This is a genomic window from Humibacter sp. RRB41, assembly GCF_022761015.1.
In the GTDB taxonomy this organism is placed as follows: Bacteria; Actinomycetota; Actinomycetes; order Actinomycetales; family Microbacteriaceae; genus Humibacter.
Genome location: NZ_JAKWJQ010000002.1, coordinates 523356 through 539011, shown reverse-complemented (window position 1 = coordinate 539011; position 15656 = coordinate 523356). Strand labels below are relative to the sequence as shown.

The window sequence follows — 15656 nt, the reverse complement described above, 5'->3', positions numbered from 1 at the left end:
ACGGTTGCGGGATCATGGTCTCGCCCAGGGCAGGCGCAGGAGCGCATGCACACGGCGCACGGCTGTGCGCGAGCTCAGGCATAAGGTACTGCCCGCCCAGCGCGTCTGCAATGGCAGCTCGCCGGCGCGCGCGACACGATTGCGTCCTCGATTTCCGCGGTAGACAGCGGGGTCGATAGGCTTCGGGCGCCACATTCCGATCAGCACTTTCTCGACGTGCCGTGACGACAAGGAGCCGCCGCGGTGACCGACCTCATCGGGTTATCGCTGCGAATCGCCCGACCCGCTCAGCGCGGGATCGGGTGCTGGCGATATGATTGGCACTCGACAGTGGTGAGTGCCAATGCCTTGCCCGCGGTGACCGGAAGGAGCAGGCGGAGTGGTTTCTGATCGCAGCCTCGAAGTCCTGCGGGTGATCGTGCAGGACTACGTGGCATCCAGGGAGCCGGTCGGGTCGAAGAGCATCGTCGAGCGGCACGGGTTCGACGTGTCGGCAGCGACGATTCGCAACGACATGGCTGCGCTCGAAGAAGAAGAGCTCATCGTCGCCCCGCACACGTCATCCGGCCGTGTCCCTACAGACAAGGGGTATCGGCTCTTCGTCGACCGCATGTCGGAGGTCCGTCCGCTTTCGGCCGCTCAGCGGCAGGCCATCGAGGTGTTTCTCGGGCAGTCGGTCGACGTTGACGACGTTCTCGCCCGCACGGTGCGGCTGCTCGCGCAGCTGACGCATCAGGTCGCGCTCGTGCAGTATCCGTCGACATCGCGTGCCAGGGTGCGTCACATCGAGTTCGTTCCGCTGGCTCCCCGTCGCGTGCTGTGTGTGCTGATCGCCGACTCCGGCATCGTCGAGCAGGGCGTAGCCGAACCGGACGGCGAGCTCGACGAGGTTGCTCTCGCGGAGTTGCGGGCCAGAGTCAACGCCGAAGCGGCAGGGATGCGGCTGACGGATGCGGCGGCCACGCTGCGCAGACTGCCGGAAACGCTGTCAGCGGAGCGATGGGACGAGGATGCCCGCGGTTTCGCCGCCGCGTTGTGCTCGGCCATCGTCGAGCAGATCGAATCCACCAGGCAGGAGCGCCTGATCATGGCGGGCGCGGCGAATCTCGTGCGCACGGAGATCGACTTCACGGGCAGCGTGACCCCTGTGCTCGAAGCGATCGAGGAGCAGGTGGAGCTGCTCAAGCTGTTCGGCGAGATGGAGCGCGACCAGCACGGGGTGGCCGTGCGGATCGGACGCGAGAACGCGGCGGCGACGCTGTCTGAGGCATCCGTGGTCGCCAGCGGATACGCGGGGTTCGGCACCGACGTCGCCAGGCTCGGCGTGCTCGGACCGACCCGCATGGACTACTCGAACAACATGGCGGCGGTACGTGCCGTGGCCCGTTATCTTTCGCGTCTGCTCGGCGAGTGACAGCTCAGCAGGCAGGCGTGACGCACTCAGTACACGACAGTTAAGGAAACCCCTCTTCCGTGGCCGACCATTACGAAGTTCTCGGCGTCGCGCGTGACGCGACGAGCGACGAGATCAAGAAGGCGTACCGCAGGCTTGCGCGCGAGCTGCACCCCGATGTCAATCCGAGTCCAGAGGCTTCGGAGCGTTTCAAGCTCGTCACGCATGCCTACGACGTGTTGAGCGACCCCCAGCAACGTCAGCAGTACGACCTCGGTCCGCAACCGGGCTTCGACGGTGGCGCAGGTTTCGGCGGTTTCGGCGACATCTTCGAGACGTTCTTCGGCGCCGGCGGTGGCGGCGGCAACCAGCGCGGTCCCCGCTCGCGCAGGGAGCGCGGTCAAGACGCCCTGCTGCGTGTCGAGGTCGACCTCGACGAGGTGATCTTCGGCGCTCACCGCGACCTCGAAGTCGACACGGCCGTGGTGTGCGAGACCTGCGGCGGCAGCTGCTGCCAGCCCGGTACCGCGCCGGTCACCTGCGACATCTGCCACGGAACGGGAAGCATCCAGCGCACGGTTCGTTCCCTTCTCGGCAACGTGATGACCTCGTCGCCGTGCGGCACGTGCCGCGGCTACGGCACCGTCATCGCCACCCCCTGCGTGACCTGCCAGGGCCAGGGCCGGGTTCGCGCGCGTCGCACGGTGCCCGTCGACATCCCAGCCGGAGTCGACACCGGTCTGCGGCTGCAGATGCCGGGCAGTGGCGAGGCGGGACCTGCCGGGGGCCCGAACGGCGACCTGTACCTCGAGATCAAGGTGCGGCACCACGAGGTGTTCAGCCGCGACGGCGACGACCTGCTCTGCACGCTCTCCATTTCGATGCCGGATGCGGTGCTCGGCACGCACGCCAAGGTGAAGGCGCTCGACGGCGACATCGACGTCGAGCTGAAGCCGGGCGTGCAGAGCGCCGACGTGGTCACGATCAAGGCTCGTGGCATCACCCACCTGCGCGGCAGCGGCCGCGGAGATCTGCGCATCGGCGTTCAGGTCGTCACGCCGACCAAGCTCGACAGACACGAACGCGAGTTGATCGAGCAGTTCGCAGCACGGCACAAAGCAGAGGCGCCGTCGCTGGCGCGCTTCCAGCAGGGTCTGTTCTCCAAACTGCGCGACCGTTTTCTGTAGTCATCAGATGGCGAACCTCTATCTGCGCGAGGACCTGGCCGACGCCACCGTCGGCGGCGAGGTCGTGCTCGAAGGGGCCGAGGCGAAGCACATGGTGACGGTGAGCCGCACCAGAGTCGGCGACGTCGTGACCGTGTCGAACGGACACGGCCTGCTCCTCGGTGGCGTGCTCGAGACCGCAGAACCATCCAGAGCCGTCGTGCGAGTTCATACTGTTCGGCAGAGAGCTTTACCGAGTCCTCAGGTGGTGCTCGTGCAGGCGCTCGCCAAGGGTGGTCGTGACGAGTTGGCCGTGCAGACAGCGGTCGAGCTCGGCGTCGACCAGATCGTCCCGTGGCAGGCTGCACGCTCGGTGTCGCGCTGGGCCGGAGACAAGCAGCTCAAAGGGGTGCAGCGCTGGGCGTCGATCGTGCGCGAAGCGACGAAGCAGTCGGTGCGGCCGTGGCTGGCATCCGTCGAGGAGCCGGTGACGACGGCGCAGCTGGCGGCCCGCGCTGCCACCACGCGGATGCTCGTGCTCGAGCCGGGCGCGAACGAGCCGCTCGCGGGCATCCGATTCGAGCAGAGCGACACGCGCGAAGTGGTGGTGGTCATCGGGCCGGAGGGTGGCGTCTCGCCCGAGGAGTCGCAGCGGCTCTCGGCTGCCGGTGCGTTGTCCGTACGGCTCGGCGACGCGGTGCTGCGCACCTCGAGCGCCGGGCCGGCAGCCATCGCCGTGCTGAACGCGGCACTCGGTCGCTGGTGACATGCGTCTCGTGATGACGCTGTGGAAGAACAAGCCGGGACGACCCGCCCGACGTCGGCGGTACTTCGTAGAATGGATGCCATGACGCAGATCGAACCGAGCATCTTCACACGCATCATCGAGCGGGAGATCCCCGCCGACGTGGTGTTCGAGAACGACAGGGTGATCGCGTTCAACGACATCGCACCCAAGGCGCCTGTTCACGTCGTGGTCGTGCCGAAGACGGCGCAGTACCGCAATGTGGTCGAACTCGCCGCCGAGGACCCGGAGCTGCTTGCCGAGGTCGTCAGGGTGGCCAAGCAGGTGGCGGACGACAAGGCAGACGGAGAGTTCCGTCTGATCTTCAACAACGGCGAATCCGCCGGTCAAACGGTGTTCCACGTGCATGCTCATGTGCTCGCGGGAGACCTTTCGGAAGGAACACTTGGCTCGGAGTGATGAGGTGTCGGCCGAGGTCGACGCCGGCCGCGACAGCGCGGAGGCCCGGCTGCACGTCGACGGTGTCGCCATGGTGCGGCTGCTTGGCGCCCAGGACAGACTGCTGACCACGCTCGAGAAGCAGTACCCGTTGGCGAGCGTGCACGTACGCGGCAACGACATCTCGATCACCGGCGATCCCGCTCAGGTCGAGGCTGCCAAACGCCTGATCGAAGAGCTGCTCGTGATGGTGCGCGATGGCCACGATCTCAGTCCGGTCGAGGTCGCAAGCTCTGCACGCATCATCCAGTCCGGTACCAGCCCGGCCGACGTGCTCAGCCAGGCGATCCTGACGGCGAAGGGCAAAAGCATCCGCCCGAAGACGCTCGGGCAGAAGCAGTACGTCGACGCGATCGATCAGAACACGATCGTGTTCGGCATCGGTCCTGCCGGTACAGGCAAGACGTACCTCGCGATGGCCAAGGCGGTTCAGGCGCTTCAGCGCAAAGAGGTCAATCGCATCATCCTGTCCAGGCCTGCGATCGAGGCGGGCGAGCGGCTCGGATATCTGCCTGGCACGCTCACGGACAAGATCGATCCGTACCTCCGGCCGCTCTACGACGCGTTGAATGAGATGATGGACCCCGAGCTGGTGCCCAAGCTGCTGGCCAGCGGCACCATCGAGGTCGCCCCGCTCGCGTACATGCGCGGACGGACCTTGAACGACTCGTTCATCGTGCTCGACGAGGCGCAGAACACCACGCCGGAGCAGATGAAGATGTTCCTGACCAGGCTGGGATTCGGCTCGAGGATGGTCGTCACCGGCGACATCACCCAGATCGACCTGCCGACGTCGGCGAGCGGATTGCGACTGGTGACCCGGGTGCTCGACGGTATCGACGACATCCACTTCTCGCGCCTGACCAGCGATGACGTCGTTCGGCACAGCCTCGTCGGCCGGATCGTGGATGCCTACACCGAGTACGACGCCCGCAAGCAAGCCGACCATTACGAGCGTGAGCAGGCTCGCGAGTTCGCCAACCGGGCTGAGCGCCGCACCGGCGTTCCCCGCGACCACCTGCCGAAGCGCCGCTAGCGTCGTCACCCTCGACCAGCCGCACGCGATCAAGAGGACACCGTGAGCATCGAAGTCAACAACGAATCGGCGATCGAGGTCGACGAGGCAGCTCTGCAGCGCCTCGCGATCTACGCGCTCGACACCATGCACGTCTCTACTGAGGCGGAGTTGGCGATCTTGCTCGTCGACGAGGCTGCGATGGAACAACTGCACGTGCAGTGGATGGACGAGCCCGGGCCGACCGATGTGCTGAGCTTTCCGATGGATGAGTTGCGCCCCGGTACCGAGGACGAGCCGGCAGCAGCCGGGCTGCTCGGCGACGTCGTGCTGTGTCCCCAAGTGGCGGCCGCCCAGGCCGAGACAGCTGGACACGGCCTGATGGACGAGTTGAAGCTGCTGACGGCGCACGGCATTCTGCACTTGCTCGGGTTCGATCACGCCGAGCCCGCCGAGGAGCGCGAGATGTTCTCGATCCAGCGCGACATCCTCGTCGGCTTCGCCGTCGCTGAGCGCCGACGATAGGCGGCGCACGGTGCTGATCGCACTGTTCCTCGTCGTCGGACTGCTTCTGGTGGCGTTCGGCGGGCTGATGGCGGCGGTGGACGCGGCGATCTCGGTGCAGTCGAGGGGTGACATCGCCGAGCTCGGCCAGACCTCCCGGTTCCGCAGGTCGCTCGAGGCCATCGCCGCGGACCCTGGAGCGCATCTGAACGCCATCAGCTTCGCCCGCATCATCGCGGAGACCACGGCGGCCGTTCTCGTCACGCTCGCGTTCGCCAGCATCTTCGATCAGTGGTGGCTGGCGCTCATCCTCTCCGCGGCGATCATGACGGGCGTGTCGTTCGTGCTGGTGGGCACCAGCCCGCGCAGCGTCGGACGGGCACACGCGAAGGGCCTGCTCGAGGGGACCGCGTGGCTCGTGCATGGTATCCGCGTGCTGATCGGCCCGATCGCGCGAGGGTTGGTGGTGCTCGGCAACCGGGTCACCCCGTCCAGAGCCCGCTCGGCAGCCGTCGCGAACGAGGAGCAGCTGCTCAGCATCGTCGACGAGGCGGCAGAGCTCGACGTGCTCGAAGAGGACGACAGGGAGCTGATCCACTCGATCTTCGAGTTCAACGAGACACTCGTGCGCGAGGTGATGATCCCGCGCACCGACATGATCACGATCGACGACGACTCGACGGTCTCCACCGCGATGAGCCTCTTCCTCTCCACCGGGGTCTCGCGCGTACCGGTCGTCGGGGACGACGTCGACGAGGTGGCGGGCATCCTGTATCTGCGCGATGTGGCGCGGCAGGCCTACGAACGTCCGCTGGACGTCGATGTCGAGACGATCGGCAGCCTGGTGCGGCCGGCATCGTTCGTGCCCGAATCGAAGAAGGTCGACGCCCTCCTGGGTCAGATGCAGCTGGAGTCGAACCACCTCGCGATGGTCGTTGACGAATACGGCGGTATCGCCGGCCTGGTCACGCTCGAAGACCTGATCGAGGAACTCGTCGGCGACATCTCGGACGAGTACGACCACGACGTTCCCCTCGTCGAGCCGCTCGGCGATGGCCGCTATCGAGTCAGCGCACGGCTCCCGGTGGACGAGCTGGGCGATCTTTTCGGCATCGAGCTCGACGACGACGACGTCGACTCGGTCGGCGGGCTGCTGGCCAAGGTGCTCGGCAGGCTTCCCATCGAAGGCTCGGTCGTCACCGTGAGTGGTCTGAGACTGACGGCCGACAGGTCGGAGGGTCGCGGACGCCGCATCAGCACGGTGCTCGTCGAACGGGATGCCGCACTGTTCGGCATCGACGAAGCCGACGGACAGCACTCCGATGGGCAGGGATCCGACCGACAGCGAGAAGACGCGTCGGTGTCCGCACCGCGCGAGACGAGAGGACGAACACCATGAGCGACTCCGACGCCGGCGACAGGCCGGACACCCCCGAGAACTCGTTCCGCGCCGGATTCGTCTCGTTCATCGGACGCCCGAACGTCGGCAAGTCGACTCTGATGAACGCTCTGGTGGGGGAGAAGGTGGCGATCACCAGCTCGAAGCCGCAGACCACGAGGCGCGCGATCCGCGGCATTGTCAACCGGCCGGACGGTCAGCTCATCGTCGTCGACACCCCGGGGATGCACCGTCCCCGCACGCTGCTCGGCGAGCGACTCAACTCCCTCGTGCAGTCGACGCTCGGCGACGTCGACATCATCGGGTTCTGCGTGCCGGCCGACGAGAAGATCGGTCCGGGCGACAGGTACATCAACGAGCGTCTCGAAGACTATCCGCGCGCGAAGAAGGTGGCGATCGTCACGAAGACGGATGCCACGGGCAAGGCCGCTGTCGCCGATCAGCTCCTGACGGTCTCGTCTCTGCGCGAGTGGGATGCGATCATCCCGCTGTCGGCCGTGCGCGGCAGCCAGCTCGACGTGCTCGTCGACGAACTCATCGTGCTGCTGCCGCCGTCTCCACAGCTCTACCCGGACGACACGGTCACCGACGAGCAGTTGGAGGACCGCATCGCCGAGTACATCCGCGAGGCCGTGCTCGAAGACGTGCGCGACGAGCTGCCGCACTCGCTCGCGGTCACGATCGACGACATCGTGGAACGGGAGGACAAACCGCTGACCGAGATCTACGCCAACCTGTTCGTCGAGCGCGACAGCCAGAAGGCGATAGTGATCGGCAAGGGCGGCTCGAGGCTGCGCACGATCGGCGAGACGGCGCGTGCGCAGATCGAGCCGCTGGTGGGTCAGAAGGTCTTCCTCTCCATCCGCGTCAAGGTGGCGAAAGAATGGCAGCGTGATCCGAAGCAACTCGGACGGCTCGGCTTCTAGCCGCGTGATCGCGGGCGCGACGTGTCGCCCTGCGGATGCATGCGCATCCGTCTCGAGGATGATTCCGGCTCCCCGAGGGCGCCTTCGGGCACCGGTACCGCGTACCGTTGACAGGTGATCCGTTCCATCACCAGAACCCAGCTGGTCGTCGATATCGTCGTCGCCGGCGTGCTTCTGTTGCTGGTGATCTGGTCGGCTGCGGCGAACGCGCCACTGATCGGACCGATCGTCGCGGTGCTGTTCTGTGTCGCACTGGCGATTCGCCGGCTCTCGCCGCCTCTCGCGCTGATCGGCGTCTGGGTCGCCGCCCTCGGCCAGATGGTCACGCTGCAGGCGGCCACTGCCGCCGACGTCGCCGTGCTCGGCGTGGCGTTCGCGACGGCGGCGTACGGCAGCAGGACCGTGCGGTGGCTGGGTCTGGCTTCGGCCGTCGTCGGCGGTGTTCTCGCTGCGTTCTACCTCACGTTCGCGAACAGGGATTCCTACTTCAGCGTGGCGTACGGGGTGTCCCACGTGATCGTCAATCTGGTGGCGCTGAGCATCGGGATGGTCACGCTCTTCGGTCTGAGCTGGACGCTCGGGCTGCTCACGCGCACCGTCCGGCAGTCGCGCGAGGCGCGCATCCAGGCGGCGGTCGAGGCGCAACGTGCAGCGTACGAATCCGCCGTCGAACAGGAGCGCACCACGATCGCGAGGGACATGCACGACGTCGTCGCGCACTCGCTCGCCGTCGTGATCGCGCAGGCCGACGGTGCGCGGTATGCCGGGGCGGAGCATCCCGACGTGCAGGCGGATGCCCTCGGCACGATCTCCGCGACCGCACGTTCCGCTCTCGCAGAGGTGCGCGTGTTGCTGACGCAGTTGCGCAGGGAGGAGCCGGACGGCCCCCAACCGTCGCTCGACGACGTTCCTGCGCTGGTCGCCGGCATGCGCCAGGCCGGGCTGCTGATCGTGGAGTCGCACAGCGGCATGCCCGTCCCCCTGCTGCAGGGCAGTGCCTTGGCCGCCTTCCGCATTCTGCAGGAGGCGCTCACCAACGCGCTTCGACACGGCGAACCCTCCCGACCGGTCGCTGTGGAACTGACCTGGACGCCCGATGCGCTGCGCATCAGGGTGCGAAACGCGATCCGGCGTGAGTCGCCGCAGACGGTCGTGAATCAGGGCGAGCCGGCAGGACACGGCCTGCCTGGCATGCGCGAGCGAGCGGCCCTGGCCGGCGGGACGATCACGGTCGGCACGATCGAGACGACCGAGCCGTCGTACGAGGTGGTCGCGGTCCTCCCGGCCGTGACACGACCGGAGGTGGCGTCGTGAGCGCTCGAATTCGCGTGGCACTCGTCGACGACCAGGCGTTGTTCCGAGCCGGCGTGCGCATGCTCATCGAGTCGCAGCCGGATCTCGAGTTCGCCGGCGAGGCATCCAACGGTCGCGAGGCCGTCGAGTTGGCAAGCCGGATGCGACCCGACGTGCTGCTGATGGACGTGCGGATGCCCGAGATGGACGGCGTCGCCGCCACGGCCGCGATCGTCGCGCTCGATATCGGTGCGACGCCTCGGGTACTCGTGTTGACCACGTTCGACACGGACGAGAGCGCTGCACGGGCGATCCGGGCGGGCGCGAGCGGATTCGTGCTGAAGGATGCCGATCCTGAGTTCCTTCTCGCCGCCATCCGCACGGTGCATGCAGGCAACGCGGTGATCGCGGCCTCCGCCACCCGTCGCCTGCTCGAGCAGTTCGCGCCGTCGCCCGGTCGCACCGCGCCGGTGTCGCTCGGCACCCTCACCGCGAGAGAGCGGGAGATCTTCGACCTCGCTGCCAAGGCGCTCAGCAACTCCGAGATCGCAGAGCGCGAATACCTCAGCGAGGCCACGGTGAAGACGCACATCTCCCGTGTGCTCGCGAAGCTCGGCCTGCGCGACAGGGTGCAGCTGGTCGCGTTCGCGTACGAGAACGGTCTCGTGCCCTGACCGACGGACGAGAGCGGGTCATCCTCCGGTCGCATGAGGATGACTCCTCAGCCGGACGACAGCAGCCTCGACAGTTCGTAGCGTCGAAGACATGCAGATCAGTCCTTCGGACCTCGGCCTCGCCGCCAGGGTCGTCGACCTCACGAAAACCTACGGCACCGGAACTGGCGCCGTCACAGCACTCGACGCCGTCTCGGTCGGGATGCGCAGGGGGCAATTCACCGCGATCATCGGCGCGAGCGGTTCCGGCAAGTCCACCCTGATGCACATCATGGCCGGACTGGACGTGCCCAGCGACGGACGTGCGTGGCTGGGAGACCAGGAACTGACGGCGCTGAGTGACCGCGAGCTCACACGAGTGCGCAGGAGGGCGGCGGGATTCGTCTTCCAGTCGTTCAACCTCGTGCCGGTGCTCGACGTGCGCTCGAACATCCTGTTGCCGTTCGATCTCGACGGTCGCCGGCCGAACGCGGCCGAGAGCGAGTGGGTCGAGCGGCTCATCGAGACGCTCGGCCTGCGGGGCCGTGTGGGACACCGGCCGCACGAGCTCTCGGGGGGTCAGCAGCAGCGCGTCGCGATCGCCCGCGCCCTCGGCACCCGTCCCGACGTCATCTTCGCGGACGAGCCGACGGGGAATCTCGACTCGCGCACAGGCCGTGAAGTGCTCGGGTTGCTCGCCGAGGCGTCGCGCGACCACGGACAGAGCATCGCCATGGTCACCCACGATCCGGTGGCGGCGAGCTACGCCGACCGCATCATCATGCTGGCCGACGGCCGTATCGTGCATGACGGCGGCGCGGGAACACCGGCGGAGATCTCCGAACTCATGCTCGAGGCGGAGACGGCACGATGAGCGGCCGCGCGCTGCGAACGGGCGGCAGCACCCGCGACCACGTGGCCACTCTGCTGGTCGCCGGTGTCAGCTCGCTCTTCGGGGTGGCACTGGTCGAGGCGGTCGTGCTGATCTCCGGCGCCGTCGGTGCGTCCGCAGCCTCATCATCGGGAACGGTGGCCATCGCGCTCGGTACCGTCTCATCCGTCTTCCTGCTGATCGCCGTGTACGTCGCCGCCGTCGTGACCGCCAACACCTTCGCGACGATCGTCGCCGGCAGACGGCGCCCGATCGCACTGCTTCGTCTGCTCGGGGCGGAGTCGGCGCGCGTACGCAGGGCGCTTGCCGGCGAGGGCCTCGTCGTCGGTGCGGTCGGCGCGGTGGCCGGACTCGTCCTCGGCGTGGCCGTCGCAGCGATTGTCACCGGAATCGGTCTCGCCCAGGGCTGGCTGCCGCCCGCCATGTATGACCTGTTGACTCCCGCCGTTGCCGGCCCCGTCGTCGTGGTCATCGTGACGACCTGGTTCGCCGCGTGGATCGGATGCCGCAGCGTCACGCTCGTCTCCCCACTCGAGGCGACCGCGGCGGCGGCTGCTCCCGCATCGTCGACCGGCCGTCGCACGCGGAGTGCCACCGTGACGATCGTCCTGCTGGTGCTCGGCGCCGCGTTCCTGGCGCTCGGCGTGCTGGCGGGGATGCTGAGCCCGGTCGGGCTCCTGGTCGCTTTCTTCGGCGGCATCTTCTCGTTCTCCGGCATCATCGCGGGTGCGCGCTTCATCATGCCCACCGTGCTCAGCCTTGTCGGGCGCGCATTCGGACATTCGCCGTCTGCCCGCATCGCGGTCGCCAACGCGTCGCGATATGCGGAGCGCAGCACCAGGGCGACCATGTCCCTGATCATCGGCGTGACTCTCGTCACGATGTTCGCGGTGGCGCTCACCACTTACAGCGACGTCGTCACAGCCCGCTTGGCCGAGTCGGCAGGCGAGCGTCAGGCGCTCGGCTCCACCGTCGCGCTGACGATCGGAGTGTTCTCCGTGCTGGTCGGATTCTCGGCCCTGATTGCGGCCGTCGGACTCGTCAACACGCTCACGGTCGGCATGCTGCAGCGCATGCGGGAACTCGGGCTGCTGCGTGCGCTGGGCTTCAGCCGCGGACAACTGCGCACGATGATCCTCGCCGAAGGTGCTCAGCTTACCGCAGGAGCCGTCGTGTTCGGCTTGCTTCTCGGAATGTTGTACGGCTGGGTCGCCGCTCAGTCGCTTCTCGGGGGCGTCGTGCACGGCATCGTGGCACCGGTGGTGCCCTGGCCCATCGTCGTCGTCGTGATCGGGGGAGGCGCCGCGCTCACCGCGGTCTCGTCCGTCATCGCATCGAGACGAGCGAGTGCCGTCTCGCCCGTCGTCGCCCTCGCGGTGGAATGATTCGCCGCGCGACCTCGACGCGGGCGGCCTCGACGCGAACGATCTCGACGTGGGCGACGGTGTGAGCCGGCGGCGGCATCCGTAGGCTGAAGGAATGCCGCGCAGATCCGATCTCCCCGTGAACCACTTCACCGCCGGGGACGGCACCGTGCTGGCGTATCGGGAGCTCGGCGATGGCAGGCCCGTCGTCCTCATCCATGGCTTATTCTCCACGGCGTACGTGAACTGGATCAGGTACGGCCACGCCGAACTGCTCTCAGAAGCGGGATTCCGGGTGATCATGCCCGACCTGAGGGCGCACGGCGACAGCGAGAGCTCGCACGATCCGGCGCGCTATCCGCGCGACGTGCTCACCGACGACGCCTTCGCTCTGATCGATCACCTCGGCCTCATCGACTACGATCTCGGCGGCTACTCGCTGGGTGCCCGCACCACCCTGCGGATGCTCGTGCGCGGCGCAGAGCCGGGCCGTGCGGTGATCGCAGGCATGGGCCTGAAAGGGGTGACGGCCGTCGACAAGCGCAACGAGTTCTTCCACCGCGTGTTCGACGGGCTCGGGCAGCACGAGCGTGGAAGTGCCGAGTGGCGCTCCGAGGCGTTCCTGCACACGACCGGCGGTGACCCGGTCGCTCTGCGCATGGTGCTCGACACCTCGGTCGGCGCGACCGAGAGCGAGCTCGCGGACATCCTGACTCCGTCGCTCGTCGTGATGGGAGAAGCCGACGACGATCACGGGTCTGGTGCCGACCTCGCAGACATCATGCCGCTGGCCCGGTACGTCGAGGTGCCGGGAAACCACATGAGTGCCGTCACAGAACCCGAGTTCGGGGCAGCGATACGAGACTTCCTCGTGCGCTGAGCGTTCGACTCGCAATCTCGCTAGAGTCCAATGGTCGGATGTTTCCCCGAATGCCCCAGCACAGAATCGGAAGAAGGCAGCACGTGCGCATCGCCAATCTCTCAGGACGCCTCGTGATCGTCGACGGCGGAAGAGCGCTCGACGTCGAGAAGGCCAGCGCCGGCCGGTTCTCGTCGAACCCGCAGGCGGTGTACGACGACTGGAACGAGTTCCTCGGTTGGGCGGGGGAGCAGGATGCCTCCACCGGCGCCGAGTTCGACACGCACGACCTCGGACCCGCGGTCCCGCGCCCCGCGCAGGTGTTCGCGATCGGCCTGAACTACGCGAGCCATGCGGGCGAGTCGGGGCTCGACGTGCCGGAGAACCCGATGGTGTTCACCAAGTTCGTCTCCAGCTTCACGGGCGCCGATGTCGACGTCGAACTGACCGGCGACACCGTGGACTGGGAGGTCGAACTCGTCGTCGTGATCGGCGAGGGAGGCCGCGACATCGCCGAGGAGGATGCCTGGTCGCACGTCGCCGGCCTCACGATCGGTCAGGACATCAGCGACCGCACGGTGCAGTTCTGGGGAAACCCCGCGCAGTTCTCGATCGGCAAATCGCTGAAAGGGTTCGCCCCGATCGGTCCCGCCGTCGTCACGATCGACGAGGTCGACTCCTCAGCCGACCGCGCCGACCTCGCCATCGGCTGCACCATCACCCACGTCGACGGGACGACCGAGGTGCTCCAAGCCGGCCGCACGCGCGACATGATCTTCTCGATCCCCGTGCTCGTCGCGAAGCTGTCGTCTCTGGTCGAATTGCTTCCGGGCGACGTCATCTTCACGGGTACGCCCGACGGCGTGGGACTCGGGCGCACCCCGCGGGTGTATCTGAAGGCGGGGGAGACGGTGACCAGTGAGATCGAGTCGCTGGGGAGCATCCGCCAGCGCTTCGTCGCGCCCGTGGCCGAGTAGCATCCGCCTCTCGGACGCACCACCCGACCACCGGACCCCGTGCTAATCTGACACCGTGCGCTTCGGGTTGCTCCTTCTTAGCTGCCGCGACGAGTCCTAGATCCCAGGCCTCCCTCGTCGCGGAGTTTGTCGTTGGCTGACCAACTTTCACAAGAAGACGAGAAGACCATGAAGAACACTCAGCAGCCCTCCGCGATGCCGATTCACAAATATCGGCCCTATCACGAGCAGATCAGCGTCGACCTGCCGGACCGCACGTGGCCGGATGCCCGCATCACCAAGGCTCCGCGTTGGTGCGCCGTCGACCTGCGCGACGGAAATCAGGCGCTCATCGACCCGATGAGCCCCGAGCGCAAGCGCATCATGTTCGACCTGCTGGTGCGCATGGGCTACAAGGAGATCGAGGTCGGCTTTCCGAGCGCGAGCCAGACCGACTTCGACTTCGTTCGCAGCCTCATCGAGACCGGAGCCATTCCCGACGACGTCACGATCCAGGTGCTGACGCAGGCGCGTGACCACCTGATCGAGCGCACGTACGAGGCCATCAAGGGCGCCAAGCAGGCCATCGTGCACCTGTACAACTCCACGAGCGTGCTTCAGCGGGCAGTCGTGTTCCGCACCGACAAGCAGGGCATCGTCGACATCGCGCTGAAGGGTGCGCGCACGTGCAAGCGGATGGAGGCATCCGTTCCGGGCACCACCGTGTACTACGAGTACTCGCCAGAGAGCTACACCGGCACGGAACTGGAGTTCGCGGCCGACATCTGCAACCAGGTGCTCGAGGTCTTCGAGCCGACCGAGGCGCGCAAGGTGATCATCAATCTGCCTTCGACCGTCGAGATGGCCACGCCCAACGTGTACGCCGACTCGATCGAGTGGATGTCGCGTCACCTGAACCACCGCGAGAACGTCATCCTGTCGCTGCACCCCCACAATGACCGCGGCACGGCGATCGCGTCGGCCGAGCTGGGCTACATGGCCGGCGCCGACCGCATCGAAGGATGCCTGTTCGGCAACGGAGAGCGCACCGGCAACGTCGACCTGGTCGCGCTGGGCATCAATCTGTTCACGCAGGGCATCGACCCCCAGATCGACTTCAGCGACGTCGACGGGGTGAAGCGCACCGCGGAGTACTGCAACCAGCTGCCCGTGCACGAGCGCAGCCCATGGGCGGGCGACCTGGTGTTCACCGCGTTCAGCGGGTCTCACCAGGACGCGATCAAGAAGGGCTTCGAGGCGATGGCCGCGGATGCCGACGAGCAGGGCGTGGAGGTCGACGAGCTCGTCTGGGCGGTTCCCTATCTGCCGGTTGATCCGAAGGATCTCGGTCGGTCGTACGAAGCCGTCATCCGCGTGAACTCGCAGTCCGGCAAGGGCGGAGTCGCCTACCTGCTGAAGACGGATCACTCCATCGACCTGCCGCGCAAGCTGCAGATCGAGTTCTCCGGTGTCGTGCAGGCCAAGACGGATGCCGAGGGCGGCGAGGTCACGAGCGATCAGATCTGGTCGATCTTCTCCGACGAGTACCTGCCCAACGTGGACGAGGCCGAGAAGTGGGGCCGGTTCGAGGTGCGCTCGACGGCGACGACGAAGGATGCCGACGGCACGGTCGAGCTCCGCGTGCAGCTCCGCGACTCCGACGACATCACCTGGGCGGAGGCCAGCGGAAACGGGCCGATCAACGCGTTCCTCACGTTGCTGGCGGATCACGGCGTCGAGGTGTCGTTGTACGACTACGTCGAGCACACGCTGGCCGAGGGCGGCGACGCCCAGGCCGCGTCGTACGTCGAACTGCAGGTGGGAGACCAGCGGCTGTGGGGCGTCGGCATCGACGCGGACACCGTTGCGGCATCCCTGAAGGCGATCGTCTCGGCCGTCAACCGCGCAGTGCGCATCGGCGGCGTCGACCAGCGTCAGCTGGCATCCGTCCAAGGGTGATCGTCTGACCACGGAATCAAGCACTCAGGCCGGC

The 15656-nt window shown here is 67.1% G+C and carries 15 protein-coding genes; all 15 read left to right on the top strand.

Annotated elements, in window-relative coordinates:
• The first annotated feature begins 379 nt into the window (after window positions 1-379).
• The 15 genes from hrcA to leuA all read left to right on the top strand — a co-directional run bounded on the left by hrcA (window position 380) and on the right by leuA (window position 15622).
• Entirely contained in the window at window positions 380-1414 is a 1035-nt protein-coding gene (gene hrcA / locus MJ603_RS08525) for a heat-inducible transcriptional repressor HrcA (RefSeq protein WP_243063257.1), read from the top strand.
• A 59-nt stretch (window positions 1415-1473) separates the two neighbouring features.
• The gene (dnaJ, locus tag MJ603_RS08520; protein WP_243063256.1) at window positions 1474-2580 is read left to right on the top strand and encodes a molecular chaperone DnaJ; all 1107 of its coding nucleotides are present in this window, start codon (window positions 1474-1476) and stop codon (window positions 2578-2580) included.
• Between the two features lie 7 nt (window positions 2581-2587).
• The gene (locus MJ603_RS08515; RefSeq protein WP_243063255.1) at window positions 2588-3325 is read left to right on the top strand and encodes a 16S rRNA (uracil(1498)-N(3))-methyltransferase; all 738 of its coding nucleotides are present in this window, start codon (window positions 2588-2590) and stop codon (window positions 3323-3325) included.
• Window positions 3326-3406: 81 nt separating this feature from the next.
• Entirely contained in the window at window positions 3407-3763 is a 357-nt protein-coding gene (locus MJ603_RS08510) for a histidine triad nucleotide-binding protein (RefSeq protein WP_243063254.1), read from the top strand.
• A 70-nt stretch (window positions 3764-3833) separates the two neighbouring features.
• Entirely contained in the window at window positions 3834-4838 is a 1005-nt protein-coding gene (locus tag MJ603_RS08505) for a PhoH family protein (RefSeq protein WP_243063312.1), read from the top strand.
• A 42-nt stretch (window positions 4839-4880) separates the two neighbouring features.
• The gene (gene ybeY, locus MJ603_RS08500) at window positions 4881-5342 is read left to right on the top strand and encodes an rRNA maturation RNase YbeY (protein ID WP_243063253.1); all 462 of its coding nucleotides are present in this window, start codon (window positions 4881-4883) and stop codon (window positions 5340-5342) included.
• A gap of 10 nt (window positions 5343-5352) precedes the next feature.
• On the top strand, window positions 5353-6720 hold the full coding sequence (locus tag MJ603_RS08495) for a hemolysin family protein (protein ID WP_243063252.1): 1368 nt from the start codon (window positions 5353-5355) through the stop codon (window positions 6718-6720).
• Window positions 6717-7646: a GTPase Era gene (gene era, locus MJ603_RS08490; RefSeq protein ID WP_243063251.1), complete on the top strand. Its 930-nt coding sequence runs from the start codon at window positions 6717-6719 to the stop codon at window positions 7644-7646. The genes MJ603_RS08495 and era overlap by 4 nt, the downstream gene beginning before the upstream one ends.
• A 114-nt stretch (window positions 7647-7760) precedes the next feature.
• A complete protein-coding gene (locus MJ603_RS18745; RefSeq protein WP_243063250.1) occupies window positions 7761-8960 on the top strand; it encodes a sensor histidine kinase in 1200 nt (399 codons plus the stop codon).
• Entirely contained in the window at window positions 8957-9613 is a 657-nt protein-coding gene (locus MJ603_RS08480) for a response regulator transcription factor (protein ID WP_308220576.1), read from the top strand. Before MJ603_RS18745 ends, MJ603_RS08480 begins: the two co-directional genes overlap by 4 nt.
• A gap of 91 nt (window positions 9614-9704) precedes the next feature.
• A complete protein-coding gene (locus tag MJ603_RS08475) occupies window positions 9705-10466 on the top strand; it encodes an ABC transporter ATP-binding protein (RefSeq protein ID WP_243063249.1) in 762 nt (253 codons plus the stop codon).
• Window positions 10463-11869, top strand: coding sequence for an ABC transporter permease (locus tag MJ603_RS08470; protein ID WP_243063248.1), 1407 nt, complete (start codon window positions 10463-10465; stop codon window positions 11867-11869). Before MJ603_RS08475 ends, MJ603_RS08470 begins: the two co-directional genes overlap by 4 nt.
• Window positions 11870-11963: 94 nt before the next feature.
• Complete coding sequence (locus MJ603_RS08465; protein WP_243063247.1) at window positions 11964-12728, top strand: alpha/beta fold hydrolase; 765 nt, start codon at window positions 11964-11966, stop codon at window positions 12726-12728.
• An 83-nt stretch (window positions 12729-12811) separates the two neighbouring features.
• Complete coding sequence (locus tag MJ603_RS08460) at window positions 12812-13684, top strand: fumarylacetoacetate hydrolase family protein (RefSeq protein ID WP_243063246.1); 873 nt, start codon at window positions 12812-12814, stop codon at window positions 13682-13684.
• Between the two features lie 168 nt (window positions 13685-13852).
• Window positions 13853-15622 carry a 2-isopropylmalate synthase gene (leuA, locus tag MJ603_RS08455; RefSeq protein ID WP_243063245.1) on the top strand — a complete coding sequence of 590 codons (1770 nt, stop codon included), beginning with the start codon at window positions 13853-13855 and terminating at the stop codon, window positions 15620-15622.
• Window positions 15623-15656 lie beyond the last annotated feature (34 nt).